The sequence below is a fragment of the Pseudomonas marvdashtae genome, from assembly GCF_014268655.2.
In the GTDB taxonomy this organism is placed as follows: Bacteria; Pseudomonadota; Gammaproteobacteria; order Pseudomonadales; family Pseudomonadaceae; genus Aquipseudomonas; species Aquipseudomonas marvdashtae.
Genome location: NZ_JABWQX020000002.1, coordinates 140452 through 160232 on the forward strand (window position 1 = coordinate 140452; position 19781 = coordinate 160232).

Below are 19781 nucleotides of genomic sequence, written 5' to 3' on the forward strand. Positions count from 1 at the left end.
GACTGTCCAGTTCTCAGCAATAGCCAGCACGATGAGCGATGTTTGCGCGAAATATGTGACCATGTCCTAGGATCCGGTCACTTGCAATGGATGCGCAGGGTCAAACCCTGAATGCTTGCACCGCAGTGTGCAGCCGCCCACCGAGCAGCAGCAGGTTGTCGCCCTGTTCCCGCCCCTGGCCGATGCGCATCAGGTTATCCCCGCCCAGTTGATGTATGCGCTCGCTATGATCGCGGATCTCGCTGACGGCGCCGCTTTGCTGGGCAGTGACGTCGGCGATGCGCACGGCCGTATCGGCGATGGTCTGGATGGCGCCGACGATCTCATCCAGTGCACCGTCGGCTGCTTGTGCCTGGCTGGCGGTGGCTTCGGCGTGTTCGACCTGGGCACGCATGCCATCCACCGATTGACGCGCGGCCAGTTGCAGGCGCGCGATCAGTGCCTGGATCTCGGCGGTTGCGCCCGCCGTGCGTTGGGCCAGGGAACGGACTTCTTCGGCCACCACCGCAAAGCCTCGACCCATTTCTCCGGCGCGGGCGGCTTCGATGGCCGCGTTGAGGGCCAGCAGGTTGGTCTGGTCGGCAATCGAGCGGATGACGGTCAGTACGCCGCCAATGGTCGCCGACTCCTCGGCCAGTTGTTCGATCATTTGCGCGTTGCCTTGTACTTCTCCGACCAGCGCGTGAAGGCCGGCGAGGCTCAGGCCAATGACTTTCTGGCCATGTTCCACCGCGTCTCCGGCACTGCGGCTGGCAGCTGCGGCCTGGCTGGCATCGCCGGCCACCTGCTGGATGGTCGCCTCGAGTTCGCTGAGGGAATCGCGGATCAATGCCGTGTCGCCGGCCTGGTATTGGGCGCCGCTGTGCAGTTCGCCGCTCAACTCCGCCAGGGTCCGGCTGCTATCCGCCACTTGCTCGGCGTTCAGGCGAATGGTGCCCACCAGATCCACCAGATACGCGCGCAAGCGATTGAGGGACGCTTCGATATCGCGCAGCTCGCGGTTACTCGCGCCGACGTGGACATCATTGCTGAAGTCGCCTTCGGCCCATGTCGACAGGGCTGGCGCCAGGCGGGTCAGGGTGCGGGCCAGGTGTCGTTGCAGGGTATCGATCAGCAGGGCGATCAAGAGGATCAACCCGATCATCACGCCCTGGATCAACCGTACTTCGCCCTGGATCTGTCCATGCTGGGCGCGCACCGCCGGCTCCATGGCGTCGATTGCCTTTTGCACGTCAGCGGTCTTCAGGAGGGTGGCATTGCCCAGCTCGGTGCGTTTCTGGATCAGCTCGCGGGTGCGCGCCAGTTCCGCTGGATAGCGGCCGAGCAGGCTGTTGAGTTCACGCTTGAGCGCGATGCCGGCATCTTCGGCGACGGTTTCTTCCTGGGTTTGCAAGCCCATCAACGCGGCGAAGTCATCGCTGCCGGATTCGTTGCTGGCGGCGACGCCGAGCAATGCCAGGTTATCGAGCTGTTGGGCCTGGACACGGATACTGGCCAGTTCGCGTTCGACGTCGGCGGCCAGTTCGCTGCGGCCGCTGCTGACGAGTTTGTCCCGTGTGAGCGACAGGCGGCCCAAGTGCTGCGATGCGGCGAACAACGGCGGCAGATAAGTCGGTGCGCCGTTGGCGTATTGGGCGAGTTGATCGAGGTTGGCGCTCAGCTCACGTTCGGCCTGCAGCAGCAACGCCTGGGGATCCCCGGCCAGTTTGCCGGCGGCCAGCAAGTCGGTCCTGCTGAAGCCATCGAGGTTCGACAGGCTCGGGCGCAACGTCTTGGCCAGTTCCGGTGGGAATTGATCGAGTTCTTTTTGCAGGGTTTCCAAAGCTTGGGTGGCTGCGCTGAGGCGCAAGGTGTCGCCGCTGGCCAGATAGTCCTCGATGTTGCGCGCCACCTCGCCTTGGAACTGTCGTGACAGGCCCAAGTAGCGTTCCATCAGCAGATAAGGACGCTCCAAGGCGATTTGCGACCACCAAAGCGTGGCGCCGAGGCCAAGGCACACGGCAACTAAAAGAAGGGTATTGAGATTGGTCAGCAGCTTCAGGCGCATCAAGGGTCTACCGGGGGCAGAATCGTAAGTGCCTGAAGTTATTGCGTTTACGTTACACGTTTATGACCGAATCGGTTGATTCCGATGAAAAAGTGGCACTTTGCTTTGATTGCCGCGCGCTTTGGACCCTGTTGCGCCCAGCGTGCTTGGCGCGGTACAGCGCTTCGTCCGCCTGGCTTGCCATCACCAGGCTGTCGGATTCGTCGCTCATTTCGACCACGCCGGCGCTGAAGGTGCACCACAGGTCTTGAGGTTGGGCCGGGTAATGGATTTCGGCAAAACGCTGACGGATTTCATCCAGCACCTTGTAGGCGGCGTCGATGTCGGTGTCGGGCATGACGATCGCGAACTCTTCACCGCCGTACCGTCCGATGAAGTCCGTCTTGCGCAGTCGTTGCTTGAGAAACAGCGCCAGGCTCTTGATCACCCTGTCACCCATGGGATGGCCATGGCTGTCGTTGACCCGTTTGAAGTGGTCGATGTCCAACATCGCAAAGCTCAGTGGCTTGCCTTCCCGGCGCGCGCGGAAACTGCAGTCTTCGAGCAATTGCAGGATGTGGGTGTGGTTGTAGAGGCCGGTGAGGCTGTCGCGCACCATTCGCGCCTTGAGATTGCGGGCCCGGGCCGCGCGGTTGCGCACGGTGGTGATCAGGTGCCGGGGCTTGATCGGTTTGGTCAGGAAGTCGTCGCCGCCTTCGCTCATGGCGTCGAGCTGTTTGTCCAGGTCGTCTTCGGCGGACAAGTAAATGATCGGCACGCTGACGTAGCGGTCGTTGTGGCGGATCACCTTGGCCAACTCCGTGCCGGTGCAGGCGGGCATGTACATGTCGAGGATGATCAGGTCGGGCTGGAAATCCGCCAGTTCGGCCATGGCCTGGATCGGCTCGATCAAGGTCCGGGTGACGATCCCGGCGCTGTTGAGCAGGCGCTCGGTGTGCAGGGCCTGGGCCCGCGAGTCGTCGATGATCAGCACTTTATAGGGGTCGTATTGGGCGACACAGGTCAGCACTTCGATCTTCTCCAGCAGACTCGAGGCTTCGAGCGTGCCGGTGAGAAACTCCTGGCCACCGGCGCGCACCGCCGCCAAGCGAGTTGGCGTATCTGTTTCGAGCAAGCTGAAAAATAACAGCGGAATGGCTTGGTCGAGTCCTTCCTGGGCTTGGGCTGCGAGCTTCAGGCCCACACCAGGGCCGTTGAAATCCACATCCATGACAATGGCCGCAGGCAGGCGCTCGATCATCGAGGCCTTGAACGTTGCGACGCTGTCCAGCGCCTGGGCACTGAGGCCGAAGAACTCCAACTGCCTGGCCAGTCGCTCGGCGCGGTCGTGGTCTTGCAGCGCCACATAGACGGGCTTGCGCAGCGGCGGCAGGAACGTTTGCTCGAGCTGGTCGCCGTGGCGCAGGCCGGTGCGGGACAGGCGTTGCATCAAGCGATTGATTTCAGTAATCAACTGGCTGCTCAGGCGGCCGCGATTGGCATCCACCGCTTGCAGCGACTGGCTGATATCTTGGGCAAGCTGATAATGCTCAGGCTGTTCAAAGCGCTCGGCAAAGCGCAGCAGGCGCAGATTGGCTTCGCTGAGCTCAGAGAGGTCGGTGCTCGACCACTCGCTGCGTTGCAGGCGCTGCCATATCTCAAGGATCTGGCGAGCCTGGTGAATTACCCGCTGGGCAAAGTGGTGCTTGAGGCGCTCACGGCTGGGGTCTTCTGACTCGGTCATATCCTGACTACTAGTTAGGGGGCATGCTGAGGTCGACTGGTGGCTCTATGCTAGCACCTCTTTTCCCTTACATGAGTGTCGTACGTCAATAATCTGCCAAGAGGGGTCATTCAGTTTCTGACCGAACAGTCTGGAATGCGCCGTTCGAGGTAGAGGAAAGGCCCGGGAAACAAGGGGTTCAGCGCTTCTTCAAGGAATATCTGCGCGGTACTCCGTAGCGCGATCCAGTACGGGCTCAGGTCTTTAACGATGCTGTTTGCCTTGGGTTGATGGCTTGCAAGGTTAAGGGAATCCCTTACAAGGCTTTCGGCTTCGCGACAGTAAATCTCCGATAAGCCCAACGACGGATGCCGGCTGAGGCACGTTGATGTAAGGTTGTGGTCGAACCGTGAACTCAAGTGATTGAAGGGACATCGTCATGCTGGACTGGAAGAACCGCGCGGGCAGCGCGCCTGAACGCGCCGCCGAGCCGAAATCGGACACCCGCAGTTACCTGGGCGGGGTGTTTTTCAGCCGGGCACTGGCCACGCTCATCGGGCTTTATCTGCTGGTGACCATTGCGGTTGGCTGGTATTGGAGCCAGGAACCAGCGTTGTTCCCCGTGCAGCAGAACGCCCAGGCGGCGGCCGAGAAGGACGGCAGGCAAATGGTGGTCGGCTACACCACCGTTGAAACCCTCAAGACCGTGGCCGGCACTTTGTTGACCAAGCAGGGCGGTTACATTTCCAATGATCGCTTCCCGCCGGGCCTGTGGATGGACAACATGCCGAGCTGGGAATATGGCGTGCTGGTACAGGTACGCGACCTTAGCCGCGCGTTGCGTAAGGACTTCGCCCGTTCCCAGTCGCAGTCTGCCGAAGACGCCGATCTCGCCAAGGCTGAGCCGCGGTTCAACTTCGACAACCGTAGTTGGGTGCTGCCCTCCAGCGAGTCGGAATATCAGGAAGGCATCAATTCGCTGAGCCGCTATCAGGCGCGCCTGTCCGATCCGGCGCAAAAAAGCGCACTGTTCTATGCTCGCGCCGACAACCTCAACAACTGGCTGGGTGATGTCGGCACTCGCCTGGGGTCGTTGTCCCAGCGCCTGTCCGCCAGTGTCGGCCGGGTCAAGCTCAACACTTCGTTGAAGACCGAAGTCCCGGCGCCGGGTCAGGTGCCGCAGGTGGACGAAGAGGTGGTCGAGACGCCGTGGATGCAAATCGATAACGTGTTCTATGAAGCCCGCGGTCAGGCTTGGGCGTTGTCGCATCTGTTGCGCGCCATCGAAGTGGACTTCGCCGATGTGCTGGCGAAGAAGAACGCCACGGTCAGCGTGCGGCAGATCATTCGCGAACTGGAGGCTTCGCAGGAACCGGTCTGGAGCCCAATGATCCTCAACGGCAGCGGCTTCGGTGTATTGGCGAACCACTCGCTGGTCATGGCCAACTATATTTCCCGCGCCAATGCGGCGGTGATCGACTTGCGGCAGTTACTGAACCAGGGCTGATCAATGGACGAAAGCGCCCGTGAGGTTGCTCACCGAGTGGCCTCGGATGCCGAGCAGATCGCTTGGGTCGACGAACACGACAACCTGCTTGGCAGCCTGGTGCGCTCGCAGCTGCGCGAGCGCGGCCTGATCGGGCGCGGCACCTACATCATGCTGTTCAACTCGGCCGGCGAGTTGTATGTCCACCGAAGAACCTTGAGCAAGGCGATCTACCCGGGTTTCTGGGACGTTGCGGCAGGGGGCATGGTGCAGGCGCACGAGACCTACGCCGAGTCGGCGGCCCGCGAGCTGGCCGAAGAATTGGGAGTAAGCGGCGTCGAGCTGATCGCCCACGACCATTTCTATTTCGAGGACACCGGCAGTCGCCTGTGGTGTGCGGCATTCTCCGCGGTGTGGGACGGTCCGTTGATCCTGCAACCGGAGGAAGTGCTGGAAGCGCGTTTCCTGCCGGTCGAGCAGGTCCTGGATGAAATCCGCTACAAGCCTTATTGTCCGGACTCTCTGGCGGCGCTCGGGCGCTATTTGAAAGCCCGCGGACAGGGTGTCGCAAAGAAGCTGTAAATTGGCGCCGATTGGCCCTTAGCAAGTCGGCTTTTTGCCGTTACACTGCGCGACTTTTCAAGCTTGGCCGACATCGCTCGGTCCAGTTGCGCTGCCCCTGCCTGAGTGGGGCTTCGCGGTCGGGGCGCTTTCGCTCCTCGACCAGTCATTGTCCTCCGAAGAGGATTGCCGGTGGCCAAAAAAGCCGCATCCTTCGCCGCCCTGGGTGGCCTGGTATTTTCTACCGACGCCGGTCGTCATTGCCCAGATTGCCGCCAGCCGGTGGATGCCTGCATCTGCAAACAGACCGCCATTCCCGCCGGGGACGGTATCGCTCGCGTGCGCCGCGAAAGCAAAGGCCGCGGTGGCAAGACGGTGACCACGATCACCGGCGTGCCGCTGGCCGAAGACGCGCTCAAGGAGCTGGCGACAACGTTGAAAAAACGCTGTGGTACCGGTGGCGCGTTGAAGGACGGCATCATCGAAATCCAGGGCGATCACGTCGAGCTACTGCTGGCGGAACTCACCAAACACGGTTTCAAGGCAAAAAAATCCGGCGGCTAGCAGCTTCTGTGAAAGCCACCTCGGCTTGATCCGGACTCCGGGTTCGGGATCGTCCGCAGGGTTTTCACAGAACCTGTTCGGAACGGGTTTTAAACTCAGCGCTGCGGGCAGGGTCTACCTTGCTTACAGGCAAATCGTCATTTCCATTCTCTAGACTGCGCCAGCCTCCGACCGGATGGTGCATTTTGACTTCTTTATAGGGGACTTCGATGTCCGTACGACGCACACGCAAAGACGATGGCAGCCAATGGACAGTTGCGGACAGCCGCAGCGTTTACGGGATCCGCCATTGGGGGGCCGGGTATTTCGCGATCAATGACGCCGGTCGCGTCGAAGTCCGTCCGAACGGCCCCAACAGCTCGCCCATCGATTTGTACGAGCAAGTCGACCAGTTGCGCCAGAGTGGCCTTTCGTTGCCCCTGCTGGTGCGCTTCCCCGACATCCTGCAAGACCGTGTGCGCCAGCTCACCGGCGCGTTCGACAGCAACATCGCACGCCTGGAGTACCAGAGCCAGTACACCGCGCTTTATCCGATCAAGGTCAACCAGCAGGAAGCGGTGATCGAAAACATCATCGCCACCCAGAACGTTTCCATCGGCCTGGAAGCCGGTTCCAAGCCTGAGCTGCTGGCGGTGCTGGCCCTGGCGCCAAAGGGTGGGACGATTGTCTGCAACGGTTACAAGGATCGCGAGTTCATTCGCCTGGCACTGATGGGCCAGAAGCTCGGTCACAACGTCTTCATCGTGATCGAGAAAGAATCCGAAGTCGGCCTGGTGATCGAAGAAGCCGCGTCGCTCAAGGTCAAGCCTCAGGTAGGCCTGCGGGTGCGCCTGTCGTCCCTGGCGTCGAGCAAGTGGGCCGACACCGGTGGCGAGAAATCCAAGTTCGGTCTGTCGGCCGCGCAGCTGTTGTCCGTAGTCGAGCGCTTCCGCGGCGCCGGCCTGGATCAGGGCATCCGTCTGTTGCACTTCCACATGGGTTCGCAGATCGCCAACCTGGCGGACTACCAGCACGGTTTCAAGGAAGCGATTCGTTACTACGGCGAACTGCGCAATCTCGGCCTGCCGGTGGATCACATCGACGTCGGCGGTGGTCTGGGCGTGGACTACGACGGTACGCACTCGCGCAACGCCAGCTCGATCAACTACGACATGGACGACTACGCCGGTGTCGTGGTGGGCATGCTCAAGGAATTCTGCGACGCCCAAAGCCTGCCGCATCCGCACATCTTTTCCGAAAGCGGCCGCTCGCTGACGGCTCACCACGCGATGCTGGTGGTGCAGGTGACCGACGTCGAGAAACACCACGACGATGTGCCGGTGATCGAGAACAAGGAAAGCCTGCCGGAAACCGTGCAATGGCTGGTGGACCTGCTGGGCCCAACCGATATCGAGATGGTCACCGAGACTTACTGGCGCGCCACCCATTACATGAGCGACGTGGCTGCCCAATACGCCGACGGCAAGCTGACCCTGGCGGAAAAAGCCCTGGCCGAGCAATGCTACTTCGCCGTCTGCCGTCGCCTGCACAACTCGCTGAAGGCCCGCCAGCGCTCGCACCGCCAGGTGCTGGACGAACTCAACGACAAGTTGGCCGACAAGTACATCTGCAACTTCTCGGTGTTCCAGAGCCTGCCGGACACCTGGGCGATCGGCCAGGTGTTGCCGATCCTGCCGTTGCATCGCCTCGACGAAGAACCGCTGCGCCGCGCCGTGCTGCAAGACCTGACCTGCGACTCCGACGGCAAGATCAAGCAATATGTCGACGAGCAGAGCATCGAGACCAGCCTGCCGGTCCACTCGCTGAACCCAGGCGAAGACTACCTGCTGGGCATTTTCCTGGTGGGTGCCTACCAGGAAATCCTCGGCGACATGCATAACCTGTTCGGTGACACCGATTCGGTGAACATCTACCAGAACGCCGATGGCAGTGTGTACCACGCCGGCATCGAGACCCATGACACCATCGAAGACATGCTGCGCTACGTGCACCTGTCGCCGGAGGAATTGATGACGCATTACCGTGACAAGTGCGCCAGCGCTCGCATCACCGCGGCCGAGCGCACCCAGTTCCTGGATGCGCTGCGCCTTGGGTTGACGCGCTCTTCCTACCTGTCTTCCTGATCGGCCAGGCCGTTCACGGCGGGGTGTATGCACGACTTTATGCAGGGAGATTCATGGATGACCGTTCGACCCAAGCACACCCTGTATCCGCATCAGCCGGTACCGGCGCTCCCGGCCGGAGGGCTGATCGGAGTGATTGCGCCTGCCGGTCCGGCGCCGCTGGACACCGATAAAGCCGTGCAATGGATGCGCGCCCACGGCCATGAGCTGCGGATATTTGCGGGTGTCCATGCAAAGGACAGTTACCTGGCCGGCAGTGACGAGGTGCGGCTCAACGATCTGCACGCAGCGTTCGCCGACCCGCAGGTGAAGGCCATTATTTGTCTGCGCGGGGGCTACGGCACGCCGCGACTGTTGGATCGCATCGATTTCGAGCTGTTGCGGCGTAACGCCAAGCCCTTTGTCGGCTACAGCGATATCACCGCGCTGCACTTGGCGATCAGCCGTCATGCTGGGTTCGTGACCTTCCATGGGCCATTGCTCAATGCCGACCTGCTGGGTGGCAAGGCACCGCCGACTGTCACTTCGTTCTTCAGCCTGCTGCGTGGGCAATTGAGGGCAGGCGACGTACTGAGCCATCCGGCGGCTTATCCATTGACGATTGTCGAGCCAGGCATCGCTCACGGGCGGCTGCTCGGAGGCAATCTGTCGATGATAGCCGCGACCATGGGCACGCCTTACGAAATCGATGCCGAAGGCGTGATCCTGCTGGTGGAGGACATCAACGAACCGCTCTATCGCATCGACCGCTTGCTGACCCAGCTGCGGCTGGCGGGCACCCTGGGGAAGTTGCGGGGCGTGCTGCTGGGAGATGTCGCTGGTGTGGACGTCGAGGATTTGAACCGCTTGTTCAAGCAGACCTTCGCGCCATTGCGCATTCCGGTGTTGTCCGGTTGGCGCAGCGGGCATTGTGATCCGAACCTGACGTTGCCCATGGGCGCGCTGGTGGAACTGGATGCGGGAGAGAAAAGGCTGACGTTGGAGCAGGATGTGGTGCTCGGCGGCTAGGCCCGCGTTACCTGTTCATCAATCATCGAGAACTGCTCGTCAATCCAGGAGAGTAGCGAGCAGTTTAGCGGTAGGACGCATCAGGCCAATTCAGCGGTTACGTAGCGCGTCCAGCAGCTTATGCGTCGGATATCCATCCGCCGGCCAGCCAAACGACTGTTGGGCGCTGCGGATGGCCTTGCGGGTGTTGGCGCCAATGATGCCGTCGGGATTGCCCGCGTCGTAGTTGTGCTGGCCGAGCAGGGTCTGAAGCTCGATGCGTTCGCTGCGGCTCAGGGGCAGGTCCTCTTTTGGCCACTGTCCGTGGACCAACCCTGCACCGGTGAAGCGCTGTGACAACAGCCCAACCGCCAAAGCATAGGACGATGAGTTGTTGTATTTGAGGATGGCGCGGAAGTTATCGAAGATCAGGAACGCCGGACCGCGATGGCCAGCTGGCAGGAGCAGCGACGCCGACAGTTGTTTGTCATCGGGAGCTATTGGTAGGCCGCCATATTCCGAGACGCCCAGCCGTATCCATTCGGCGACTGGCTTGCGGATCGTGCCATCGGCCAGGGTGTAGTCGAAGCCCTCCCCGAGATCGACCTCGAACCCCCACGGCTGGCCGCGCTGCCAACCGGAGCTCTGCAGGTAATGTGCGGTCGAGGCCAGGGCATCGGTGGCGCTGCCCCAGATGTCACGTCGACCGTCGCCATCGAAATCCACCGCATGGGTGTTGTACGTGGTGGGAATGAACTGGGTCTGACCCATGGCGCCGGCCCAGGAGCCGAGCATTTTTTCTGGCGAGATGTCGCCCTGTTGCAGGATCTGCAGCGCGGCGATCAGTTGCGCATGGGCAAAGCCGGGACGCCGTCCCTCGTAGGCCAGGGTCGCCAGGGAGTTGATCACTGATTTGTTGCCCTGGAACTGGCCGAAGTTGCTTTCCATGCCCCACACCGCAACCAGCGCCTCGCGATCGACGCCATAGCGTTGTTCGATGCTTTGCAGGATATCCGCCTGCTGCTGGATCAGGGCCTGGCCTTTGCGTATGCGCAAGGGCGACAGTGCGCCGTCGAGGTATTCCCACACCGGTCGGGTGAATTCAGGTTGGCTGCGATCAGCCTTGATCACGCTCATGTCCGGACTGACGCCGATAAATGCACGGTCGAACAAATCGGCACGGATCCCGGCGGCCAGGGCTTCCTTGCGAAACCCGGCCTGCCATTCGGCAAAGGTCTGGGTGGGCGCTATGACCAGGTTTTCTCCGGAGGGCACGACAGGCGGCACGATAGCCGGCGCGGTCATGGCTGGAGCGGTCTGGAGCGGTTGGGCGTCGGCGGCGGTGGGTTTCTCTGCGCAGGCAACAAGCAGGACGACGCTTGTGACGGCGATCAGTTGGCGCAATGGCCAACGACGGGGAAGACAAAAGGGCATGCACGGGTCCAGAAATTCAGATCAGGTGCTGACCTTAACATGCGAAAGGGGCGTAGGGCTTGTCCGGGTGTTTCAAGCTGCCACAAAGCAAGAAGCCTCCCAGTTGTCAGACTGGAAGGCTTCGCGGCGGTAGCTGCCTTTGCCCTTGGCGGGGCGTTCCTGGCGGCTGCGGAACAGGGGCTGGGCGATGATGGATTTGGCCTTGTTGGGGCCATGCTTGGATGGCTTTTTGCTCATGAGGGGATCTCTCGTGGGGGTGGTTTTTGCGGGGCAAATCATGGGACAGAGTTGGGGGGTTGTCCAGCCCCTGCATCGGTACAGAAAGTAACAGCTAATGAACACGCAATTGTGGCGAGGAATCGATTTGTGGCGAGGGGATTTATCGAAACGTCGCACCGCCCCGCTGGGCTGCGCAGCAGCCCCAAGAGAGCTGGATGCGATTCGCCTGACACACCTAGGTTGCTGGTTTTAGGACTGCTGCGCAGTCCAGCGGGGCGGTGCGACGTTTCGCTAAATCCCCTCGCCACAGGTGTACTGCAGTGTGCTTTTGAGAGGTTTATTCAGCGGGCAAGGGGAGTCGCTGGCCCGCCATCAACAACGACAACCGACTCAGGCTCATCCATGGCGACCCAGCGGCCTGGCCCTTGATCTGCGCATCGATGCGCTGGGCCTCAAGCAGCAATTGCGCCCAGCGCGGCGCCGAATAGCGTTGCAGGGCCTTGCTCATCAGGGGCTTGCGCTTGTCCCAGACGGGCGGGCGAGCCTGGCTGAAGGCTTTGTCCAGCGGGACGCCCTGGCTGTATTGCAGGGACAGGTTGGCCAACAGGCGCAACTCCCGGGCCAGGGCCCAGAGAATCACCGGCGGTTCGACGCCTTCGCCCCGCAGGCCTTCGAGCATGCGCAGGGCATGGGCGGCTTCACCGTTGAGGATCGCATCGGTCAGCCCGAAGACATCGAAGCGTGCACTGTCGGCCACGGCGGCCTGGACCGTTTCCACGGTGATCTGCCCACCTTCGGCCATCAGCTTGAGCTTTTCGATTTCCTGGGCGGCGGCCAGCAGGTTGCCTTCGACCCGGGCGGCAATCAGCTCCACCGCGTCCTGGCTGGCCGAAAGGCCGGCCTGGGACAGGCGTTGGCGGATCCAGCTGGGCAACTGGCTGACATCCACCGGCCAGATCTGCACGAATTGGGTCTGCGGGCCTTCGACCAGGGCCTTGCCCCATTTGGTCTTCTGCGCGCTGCCGTCGAGTTTCGGCAAGCTGATGAGCAGCACCGTGTCTTCGGCCGGTCGCGAGCAGTATTCGATCAGCGCAGCGGCGCCCTTGTCGCCAGGCTTGCCGGAGGGCAAGCGCAGTTCCAGCAGGCGTTTCTCGGCGAACAGCGACATGCTCGCCCCAGCCTGCAGCAGCGTACCCCAGTCGAAACTGGCGTCGGCGGCGAACACCTGGCGTTCGTCGAAACCTTGCTGGCGGGCGGCGGAGCGGATGGCGTCGGCGGCTTCCTGGCACAGCAGCGGGTCATCGCCGCTGATGATGTAGACGGGCGCGAGGGCGCCTTGCAGGTGTTTGCCGAGTTGGGCGGGAGCCAGTTTCATAAAGGACAGTTCATAGGCGCATGCAAGCGGGGCGCCGAAGCGCCCCGCAAGGCTTATTCAGCCGGGATCTGCATCGGCGACTGCTGCGGGGTTTCCGCTTCAGCCTTGCGTGCCGCTTCGAGTGCTTCGGCTTCGGCCTTGGCCTTGGCGTCGGCGGTCTGTTGCAACTGGTCCAGTTGAGCCGGGCTCAGCTGTTGCAGGCGCAGCATCATGCGCTGTACCAGGTCACGGCGCATTTCCTCGCGCACCTCACTGGACTCCTGGTCGGAACCGGTGATGTTGTTACCGTCATGCAGGTAAACCTTCTGCACTTGCAGCTTGTCGTCCAGCAACACCAGATTGTTTTGGCCACGGATTTCGTAGCTCAGCACATTGTTCAGTTCGTATTCGGCTGAACGACCGGCACCGGCATAGCTCAGGCTGCGCTGGCTTTGCTGTTCACGGGTCAATACCAGTTTGTATGGTGCACCGCTGTAGACCTTCACACCGCTGTCTTCCAGCGTATCGCGCAGCGCTTTCACGGTTTCGCCATAGGCGTCACGCGCGCTCAGGTCCAGCTCGGTGATTGCCAGTTCGGTGGTGCCGGTGCCACGCAGCTGGAAGCCGCAGGCGCTCAACAGGACCGCCAGGCCCATAACCAGCAAATTACGTTTGATCATCTTGTTGCTCCCCTTGAAACCCATGGGCCGAGCGTGCGGCCCTGCAGGTCATATTCGGCGTCCGGCCTGTGGCCGGACGCCCGATCCAATTAGCTTGCGACGATATTGACCAGTTTGCCGGGCACCACGATCACCTTGCGGATCGTCAGGCCATCGACAAAGCGCAGCACGTTTTCGTTGGCCCGCGCGGCGGCTTCGACTTCTTCGCGAGTGGCGGCGGCCGGCATTTCAATCTGGCCGCGCAGCTTGCCATTGACCTGGATGACCAGTGTCAGGCTGTCCTGCACCAACGCGGTTTCGTCCACCACCGGCCAGCGGGCGTCAATCACCGGGTCGGCGTGACCCAGTTGACTCCACAGCTCGTGGCTGATGTGCGGTGTGATCGGTGCCAGCAGCAGCGTCACGGCTTCCAGGCCTTCGTGAACCAGCGCGCGATCCTGCTCGGTGCCCTGCGCAGCTTTTTCCAACACATTCATCAACGTCATCACCTGGGCGATGGCGGTGTTGAACTTGTGGTTCTGGCCAACGTCATGGCTCGCCTGCTTGATCGCCAGGTGGATTGAGCGGCGAACAGCTTTCTGCTCGTCGTTCAGGCCCGCGACGTCCAGTTTGCCCGGCAGGCCCTGGGTGACGTGGGCTTGCGCCAGGCGCCAGACGCGCTTGAGGAAGCGGTGCGAGCCCTCGACACCCGAGTCGGACCATTCCGCGCTCATGTCGGGTGGCGAGGCGAACATCATGAACAGGCGGCAGGTGTCCGCGCCGAACTGGTCGATCATCGACTGTGGGTCGACGCCGTTGTTCTTCGACTTGGCCATTTTCTCGGTGCCACCGATTTCCACCGGCAAGCCGTCGGCGATCAGCTTGGCGCTGATGACCTTGGCCTTGCTGTCGCGTTCGAGTTCGACGTCGCTTGGGTTGAACCAGGTGTAGGCTCCGTTGGCTTCGCGACGATAGTAAGTCTCGGCGATCACCATGCCTTGGGTCAGCAGGTTCTTGAACGGCTCGTTGGAGCTCACCAGGCCTTCGTCACGCATCAGCTTGTGGAAGAAGCGCGCATAGAGCAGGTGGAGGATGGCGTGTTCGATGCCGCCGATGTACTGGTCCACCGGCAACCAGTGGTCAGCTGCGGATTTTTCCACGAGGCCGCCTTCATAGTGCGGCGAGGCGTAGCGGGCGTAGTACCAGGAGGACTCGACGAAGGTGTCCATGGTGTCGGTTTCACGCTTGGCCGGTGCACCGCATTTCGGGCAACTGCATTCGTAGAATTCAGGCATGCGCGCAAGGGGCGAACCAGCACCGTCGGGGACGACGTCTTCCGGCAGGACCACGGGCAGTTGGTCTTCCGGCACCGGTACGTCGCCGCAGGTGTCGCAATGCACGATCGGAATCGGGCAGCCCCAGTAGCGCTGGCGGCTGATGCCCCAGTCGCGAAGGCGGAACTGGGTGCGCGAGGCGCCGAGGTTTTTCTTGATCAGGGCGACTTCGATGGCGTCGAACGCGCCGGCGAAATCCAGGCCGTCGAACTCGCCGGAGTTGATCAGCTCGCCGTGTTCGCCATAGGCGTCCTGCCAAGGTGCCGGGGTCTGGTCGCCGGCGCTGGTGCGCACGACCGGTTTGACCGGCAGGTTGTACTTGTGGGCGAATTCGAAATCGCGCTCGTCGTGAGCCGGCACGGCCATGACGGCGCCGTCGCCGTAGTGCATCAGTACGTAGTTGGCGACCCATACCGGCAGTTTTTCGCCAGTGAGCGGGTGTTCGACGAACAGCGAAGTCGGCAGGCCTTTCTTTTCCTGCGTGGCAACGTCGGCTTCGGCAACGCTGCCGCCCTTGCACTCGGCGATGAATGCCTGCAGCTCGGGGTTGTTCCGGGCCGCCAGGGTGGCCAGCGGATGCTCGGCGGCCACAGCCACATAGGTGGCGCCCATCAGGGTGTCCGGACGGGTGGTGAAAACTTTCAGGATGCCGGCTTCGCCAATGGACGCGACGTCGTACGGGAATTGCACTTCCATGCCCCGGGACTTGCCGATCCAGTTGCGTTGCATGGTCTTGACCTGCTCAGGCCAGCCGGTCAGTTCGTCGAGGCTCTCCAGGAGTTCATCCGCGTAGGCGGTGATCTTGAAGTAGTACATCGGGATCTCGCGCTTTTCGATCAGCGCGCCGGAACGCCAGCCGCGACCGTCGATCACTTGCTCGTTGGCCAGTACGGTCTGGTCCACCGGGTCCCAGTTCACGGTGCCGTTCTTGCGGTAGATCACGCCTTTTTCGAACAGGCGGGTGAACAGCCACTGTTCCCAGCGGTAGTAGTCCGGCTTGCAGGTAGTCACTTCGCGGGACCAATCCACCGCCAGGCCCAGGCTGCGCAGCTGGGTCTTCATGTAGGCGATGTTTTCGTAGGTCCACTTGGCGGGGGCCACGTTGTTCTTCATCGCGGCGTTTTCCGCCGGCATGCCGAAGGCGTCCCAACCCATGGGTTGCAGGACGTTCTTGCCTTGCATGCGCTGGTAGCGGGAGATCACGTCGCCGATGGTGTAGTTGCGCACGTGCCCCATGTGTAGCTTGCCGCTGGGGTAAGGGAACATCGACAGGCAGTAGAAAGTCTCCTTGCCTGGCTGTTCGCTGACTTCAAAGGACTTTTGCTCGTCCCAGAACGACTGGGCGGCGGCTTCGATTTCACGGGGCTGGTAGTGTTCGTGCATGGCTACTTTTGTACTGAATGGGGTGGCCCAATCCTCTTCGTTGCCATGCTGGACGCAGACGACGCCGAATGCGGCGTTTTCGATGCCCAGCCAAGCTGGAAGTGGAGTTACAGGAAGCGCCGTAGCATACATGACCGCGCTCTGCCGAGGGAAACCCTGATTGCGTGTCAGCCATTGACGACCACGGCCAATCGCCCGTGTACAGGGCCGTTGGTCGCGGCGTCCTGCCGGTTTGCCCAGCGAAGCTAAGCTTCTCAATGGGGAGTGAGTCTTATCTTCAATGAGGTGAGGGATGGTTGAATCACAACGAAAAGTCGCTACACCTGAGTTGTACGGAAAACTGATCGATCGTCTTGGGGTGGCCCTGGACGCTGCTACAACCGCCGGTCGTTTGCGTGATGAACGCCCGGCAGAGCTGGAGCTGCGCGGCTTGAGCCCCGCAGAGTTCGAACTGGTCAAGGCGTACCTTGAGCAGGTCGGGCATCAGGCCTCCACCTGCGAGGCCCAGGCAAACAAGCGTCTTGATGCGCCCCGTTCGGCCAAGGTTGTCTGGCTCAAGGATCGGACGCCCGACAAGGATGCTGTAAAGGTCCGGTCCCTGCAGTTCAAGTAACGCCGGATTCACGCGTGTCGCTTTTTTTTGATTCGAGATTTTTGGAATCCATTGCCGCTTTGCGGCAACCCACCTAGGCTTCGGGCATCTATGGAGATGCCCGATGCCCTTTCGCTATTTCATCAAACAACTCTTGCTGCCGCCCGGCATTCTTTTGCTGTTGCTGGCGCTCGCCTGGTGGTGGCGCGACTCCCGGCCGCGCCTGGCCCGTGTGTGTTTCGTCGTGGGCCTGGGTGGTTTCTGGCTGATGAGCCTGCCAGTCGTGGTGCAATGGAGCGCCAAGGCATTGGAACGTGAACCGCCGTTAATACGTAGCGAATGGGCGACCTTGGCCCAGCGCGCCGACGCCATTGTGGTGCTGGGCTCGGGCCGCGAGCGCGGCGATCTGGCCTGGGGCGCCGACCAGCCCACCGGCATCGGGCTGGAGCGCCAGCGTTATGCGGCGCGGTTGGCCAAGGCTTCAGGCTTGCCGGTGCTGACAACCGGCGGCCTGCATTACGGCACCCCGCCCAGCGAAGCGAAGCTGATGGCCGACTCGATGCGCGAGGATTTTGGCGTGACCGTGCGCTGGCAGGAGGAGCGCAGCCGCACGACCTGGGAAAATGCGCAGATGAGTGCCGGGATCCTGCTTGCGGAAGGCATCAAGCGCGTGGTCGTCGTGACCCACGCCTCGCATATGCCGCGCGCGGTCTGGAGTTTCCAGCGGGCGGGCTTCGAGGTCGTCCCTGCGCCTATGGGATTCCTGGGGCAGGACAATGCCCGTCCGCTGGGCGGCTGGATGCCGGAATTCAAATCGATCTGGCAGTCCGGGCAGTTGATGAACGAGGCGGTGGGGCAGGTGGGTTATCGGTTGTTCTACCGCTGAGCACTTGTGGCGAGGGGATAAATCCCCTCGCCACAAGGATTATCGAAAACCTTAAACTGTCCTGGCCATCCGTGCCGCCACCAACGCCCAGCCCAGCAACAACACGCACAAGATGATCAGCGGCCACGAGCGCCATTGCAGGTAAGGCGTCAGGTCGTGCATCGGCACTACTTCGCCGTAGAGGATGCCGCGTTCGAATTGCGGGATGCTGACGGTAATCTGGCCGAAAGGGTTGATCAGGCCGGTCACGCCGTTGTTGGTGGCGCGAATCATCCAGCGGCCGGCTTCCAAGGCGCGCATCTGGGCCATTTGCAAATGCTGCAACGGGCCGATCGAGGTGCCGAACCAGGTGTCGTTGCTGATGGTCAGCAACAAGTCGCTGCGCGCGGAAAGGCTGGCGGCGAATTCGGGATAGACCACTTCATAGCAGATGAAGGGCGCGATCTGGTAACCCTTGGCTTGCAACAATGGCTGGTCGGCCGGCCCGCGAGCGAAATCCGACATGGGCAAATCAAAAAACGCGATGAGCCCGCGCAACAGATCCTGCAACGGCACGTATTCACCGAACGGTACGAGCTTTTGCTTGAGGTAAGTGCCGTCACCTTCGCCGGTCACGGTGATGCCGTTGAAGTAGCGCTTCTCATGGCGGACCAACTGACGAATTGGCACGCCGGTGATCAGCGCCGAATTCCGCTCGGCGGCGAAGTTGCCCATCATGTCCAGGTAGCCCTGGGCGGAATCCTTGAGCACTGGCACCGCGGTTTCCGGCCAGATCAGCAGGTCGACGCGCTTGGAAGCAAAACTCATGTCGCGGTACAGCGCCAGTTGCGCGTTGAGCTGCTCGGGGTCCCACTTCATGCTTTGTTCGATGTTGCCCTGGATCGCCGCGACGCTCAGCGGGTCGCCCGATGGGCTGGTCCAGGCGTGGCCCTTGAGTGCCATGCCGACGATCCAAGGGCCGATCAGCAGTGCAACGCCTGCCGCAATAAAGCCTTTGCGGCCGCTACGAACCAAGCCGGGCGCGTTGTACAGCAGCGCGGCGGTCAAGGCCAGGGTGAAGGAAATCAGCCACATCCCGCCCAGCGGCGCGAGGCCGGCCAGGGGGCCGTCGAGTTGGCTGTAGCCGGAGTAGAGCCAGGGGAAACCGGTCAAAAACCAGCCACGAAACGCTTCCTGGCCCAGCCACAGCGCGGCGAAGGCCAGGGCGTCGGCCAGCGGCGCCTCGTTGCGCCGCAACCAGCGCGCCCAAAGCCAGGCCGGTAGCGCGAAGAACCAGGCGATCGCGGCGATGAACAGCAGCATCAACAGTCCGGCGAGCAGCACCGAGGCGCCACCGAAGTTATGGATGCTGACGTAGATCCAGCTGGTGCCGGCGCCAAACAAGCCAAAACCGAAGCACCAGCCACGGCCCAGGGCCTGGCGCGGCGAGAGTTCCTTCAAGCCGGCATAGAACAACCCGACCGCCAGCAATGCCAGCGGCCAGATGTCGAAGGGCGCCAAAGCCAGGGTGGTGATCGCGCCGGCCGCCACGGCCAGCAGGTTACCGGGCCAGCCGGGGCGGGTTATCCAACGCATGTGTGTCCTTAGCGGGGCTCGCGGGGTTTAACGGGCAATGGGCGACAGGCGCAGCAGATGAATCCGACGACTGTCGGCGTTCAGGATGCGAAAGCGCCAGGAGCCGATCTCGGTGGTTTCGTTGCGCTTGGGCAGGTGCCCGAAAGCACTCATCACCAGGCCGCCGACGGTATCGAACTCATCGTCGGAAAACTCGCTGTCAAAGAACTCGTTGAAGTTCTCGATGGGCGTCAGGGCCTTGATCAGGAAATCACCGCTGGGCAGCGGCTTGATGTAGCTGTCTTCTTCGACATCGTGTTCGTCCTCGATGTCGCCGACGATCTGCTCGAGCACGTCTTCAATGGTCACCAGCCCAGCCACGCCGCCGTATTCGTCGATGACGATGGCCATGTGGTTGTGATTGGCGCGGAACTCGCGCAGCAGTACATTCAGACGCTTGGACTCGGGCACGAAGGTGGCCGGACGCAGCAAGTCCTTGATGTTGAAGCTGTCGCCGTTCTCTTGAAGGATCAAGGGCAGCAGATCCTTGGCCAGCAGCACGCCCATGACGTCGTCATGGCTCTCGCCGACGACCGGGTAGCGTGAGTGAGCGGAGTCGACCACGGCGGGCAGGAATTCGCGGGGTGTCTGGGTCGCCTTGATGCTGACCATCTGCGAGCGGGGAACCATGATGTCCCGCACTTGAAGGTCAGCGACCTGGATGGCGCCTTCGACGATGGCCAGCGCTTCGCTGTCCAACAGTTTGTTCTGGTGTGCGTCGCGCAGCAGCTCCAGCAGCTCCTGGCGGTTTTTCGGCTCATGGGCAAAAGCCTGGGTGAGCTTGCCCAGCCATGACTTCTGCCCGTTGGTCGATCGATCTTCGCTCATAGCGATTA

Annotated in this window: 16 protein-coding genes; 7 read left to right on the plus strand and 9 right to left on the minus strand. The window is 61.8% G+C overall.

Annotation, left to right across the window (positions count from 1 at the left end; all coding sequences use genetic code 11):
- Positions 1 to 100: 100 nt before the first annotated feature.
- Both HU742_RS20390 and HU742_RS20395 read right to left on the minus strand, forming a co-directional pair.
- Positions 101 to 2047 carry a methyl-accepting chemotaxis protein gene (locus HU742_RS20390; RefSeq protein ID WP_186644294.1) on the minus strand — a complete coding sequence of 649 codons (1947 nt, stop codon included), beginning with the start codon at positions 2045 to 2047 and terminating at the stop codon, positions 101 to 103.
- Positions 2048 to 2099: 52 nt separating this feature from the next.
- A complete protein-coding gene (locus HU742_RS20395; protein ID WP_186638637.1) occupies positions 2100 to 3770 on the minus strand; it encodes a response regulator in 1671 nt (556 codons plus the stop codon).
- 418 nt (positions 3771 to 4188) lie between these two features.
- On the opposite strand from HU742_RS20395, the gene HU742_RS20400 reads away from it, so the two are divergent.
- From HU742_RS20400 to HU742_RS20420, 5 genes are all read left to right on the plus strand, one after another.
- Positions 4189 to 5256: a DUF2333 family protein gene (locus HU742_RS20400; RefSeq protein WP_186638639.1), complete on the plus strand. Its 1068-nt coding sequence runs from the start codon at positions 4189 to 4191 to the stop codon at positions 5254 to 5256.
- 3 nt (positions 5257 to 5259) lie between these two features.
- Entirely contained in the window at positions 5260 to 5817 is a 558-nt protein-coding gene (locus HU742_RS20405) for an NUDIX hydrolase (RefSeq protein WP_186644292.1), read from the plus strand.
- Between the two features lie 171 nt (positions 5818 to 5988).
- A complete protein-coding gene (locus HU742_RS20410; RefSeq protein ID WP_186610816.1) occupies positions 5989 to 6360 on the plus strand; it encodes a translation initiation factor Sui1 in 372 nt (123 codons plus the stop codon).
- A 209-nt stretch (positions 6361 to 6569) separates the two neighbouring features.
- Positions 6570 to 8483: an arginine decarboxylase gene (gene speA / locus HU742_RS20415; RefSeq protein ID WP_186644291.1), complete on the plus strand. Its 1914-nt coding sequence runs from the start codon at positions 6570 to 6572 to the stop codon at positions 8481 to 8483.
- Between the two features lie 57 nt (positions 8484 to 8540).
- The gene (locus tag HU742_RS20420; RefSeq protein ID WP_186644290.1) at positions 8541 to 9491 is read left to right on the plus strand and encodes a S66 peptidase family protein; all 951 of its coding nucleotides are present in this window, start codon (positions 8541 to 8543) and stop codon (positions 9489 to 9491) included.
- 90 nt (positions 9492 to 9581) lie between these two features.
- Here the strand turns inward: HU742_RS20420 and HU742_RS20425 are convergent, their stop codons facing one another.
- The 5 genes from HU742_RS20425 to leuS all read right to left on the minus strand — a co-directional run bounded on the left by HU742_RS20425 (position 9582) and on the right by leuS (position 15853).
- Positions 9582 to 10904 carry a lytic murein transglycosylase gene (locus tag HU742_RS20425; RefSeq protein ID WP_186644289.1) on the minus strand — a complete coding sequence of 441 codons (1323 nt, stop codon included), beginning with the start codon at positions 10902 to 10904 and terminating at the stop codon, positions 9582 to 9584.
- Positions 10905 to 10976: 72 nt separating this feature from the next.
- Positions 10977 to 11141 (minus strand): alternative ribosome rescue factor ArfA, encoded by a 165-nt coding sequence (arfA, locus tag HU742_RS20430; protein ID WP_047229500.1) that lies wholly within the window; start codon positions 11139 to 11141, stop codon positions 10977 to 10979.
- Between the two features lie 319 nt (positions 11142 to 11460).
- Positions 11461 to 12498: a DNA polymerase III subunit delta gene (holA, locus tag HU742_RS20435; RefSeq protein ID WP_109756281.1), complete on the minus strand. Its 1038-nt coding sequence runs from the start codon at positions 12496 to 12498 to the stop codon at positions 11461 to 11463.
- Between the two features lie 53 nt (positions 12499 to 12551).
- Positions 12552 to 13157: an LPS-assembly lipoprotein LptE gene (locus tag HU742_RS20440; protein WP_186638649.1), complete on the minus strand. Its 606-nt coding sequence runs from the start codon at positions 13155 to 13157 to the stop codon at positions 12552 to 12554.
- An 89-nt stretch (positions 13158 to 13246) separates the two neighbouring features.
- Positions 13247 to 15853: a leucine--tRNA ligase gene (gene leuS / locus HU742_RS20445; RefSeq protein ID WP_186644288.1), complete on the minus strand. Its 2607-nt coding sequence runs from the start codon at positions 15851 to 15853 to the stop codon at positions 13247 to 13249.
- Positions 15854 to 16145: 292 nt separating this feature from the next.
- On the opposite strand from leuS, the gene HU742_RS20450 reads away from it, so the two are divergent.
- Positions 16146 to 16466 carry a hypothetical protein gene (locus tag HU742_RS20450; protein ID WP_186644286.1) on the plus strand — a complete coding sequence of 107 codons (321 nt, stop codon included), beginning with the start codon at positions 16146 to 16148 and terminating at the stop codon, positions 16464 to 16466.
- Between the two features lie 103 nt (positions 16467 to 16569).
- Positions 16570 to 17331 (plus strand): YdcF family protein, encoded by a 762-nt coding sequence (locus HU742_RS20455; RefSeq protein ID WP_186644285.1) that lies wholly within the window; start codon positions 16570 to 16572, stop codon positions 17329 to 17331.
- A gap of 51 nt (positions 17332 to 17382) precedes the next feature.
- Here the strand turns inward: HU742_RS20455 and lnt are convergent, their stop codons facing one another.
- Positions 17383 to 18906 carry an apolipoprotein N-acyltransferase gene (lnt, locus tag HU742_RS20460; RefSeq protein WP_186644284.1) on the minus strand — a complete coding sequence of 508 codons (1524 nt, stop codon included), beginning with the start codon at positions 18904 to 18906 and terminating at the stop codon, positions 17383 to 17385.
- 27 nt (positions 18907 to 18933) lie between these two features.
- Positions 18934 to 19773, minus strand: coding sequence for a CorC family transporter (locus HU742_RS20465; RefSeq protein ID WP_186610826.1), 840 nt, complete (start codon positions 19771 to 19773; stop codon positions 18934 to 18936).
- Between the last annotated feature and the right edge of the window lie 8 nt (positions 19774 to 19781).

Bases quoted from the DNA above. Each gene is read 5' to 3' on its own strand.
- HU742_RS20390 (WP_186644294.1), bottom strand. From the start codon at position 2,047: ATGCGCCTGAAGCTGCTGACCAATCTCAATACCCTTCTTTTAGTTGCC.
- HU742_RS20395 (WP_186638637.1), bottom strand. From the start codon at position 3,770: ATGACCGAGTCAGAAGACCCCAGCCGTGAGCGCCTCAAGCACCACTTT.
- HU742_RS20400 (WP_186638639.1), top strand. From the start codon at position 4,189: ATGCTGGACTGGAAGAACCGCGCGGGCAGCGCGCCTGAACGCGCCGCC.
- HU742_RS20405 (WP_186644292.1), top strand. From the start codon at position 5,260: ATGGACGAAAGCGCCCGTGAGGTTGCTCACCGAGTGGCCTCGGATGCC.
- speA (WP_186644291.1), top strand. From the start codon at position 6,570: ATGTCCGTACGACGCACACGCAAAGACGATGGCAGCCAATGGACAGTT.
- HU742_RS20420 (WP_186644290.1), top strand. From the start codon at position 8,541: ATGACCGTTCGACCCAAGCACACCCTGTATCCGCATCAGCCGGTACCG.
- HU742_RS20425 (WP_186644289.1), bottom strand. From the start codon at position 10,904: ATGCCCTTTTGTCTTCCCCGTCGTTGGCCATTGCGCCAACTGATCGCC.
- arfA (WP_047229500.1), bottom strand. From the start codon at position 11,141: ATGAGCAAAAAGCCATCCAAGCATGGCCCCAACAAGGCCAAATCCATC.
- holA (WP_109756281.1), bottom strand. From the start codon at position 12,498: ATGAAACTGGCTCCCGCCCAACTCGGCAAACACCTGCAAGGCGCCCTC.
- HU742_RS20440 (WP_186638649.1), bottom strand. From the start codon at position 13,157: ATGATCAAACGTAATTTGCTGGTTATGGGCCTGGCGGTCCTGTTGAGC.
- leuS (WP_186644288.1), bottom strand. From the start codon at position 15,853: ATGCACGAACACTACCAGCCCCGTGAAATCGAAGCCGCCGCCCAGTCG.
- HU742_RS20450 (WP_186644286.1), top strand. From the start codon at position 16,146: ATGGTTGAATCACAACGAAAAGTCGCTACACCTGAGTTGTACGGAAAA.
- HU742_RS20455 (WP_186644285.1), top strand. From the start codon at position 16,570: ATGCCCTTTCGCTATTTCATCAAACAACTCTTGCTGCCGCCCGGCATT.
- lnt (WP_186644284.1), bottom strand. From the start codon at position 18,906: ATGCGTTGGATAACCCGCCCCGGCTGGCCCGGTAACCTGCTGGCCGTG.
- HU742_RS20465 (WP_186610826.1), bottom strand. From the start codon at position 19,773: ATGAGCGAAGATCGATCGACCAACGGGCAGAAGTCATGGCTGGGCAAG.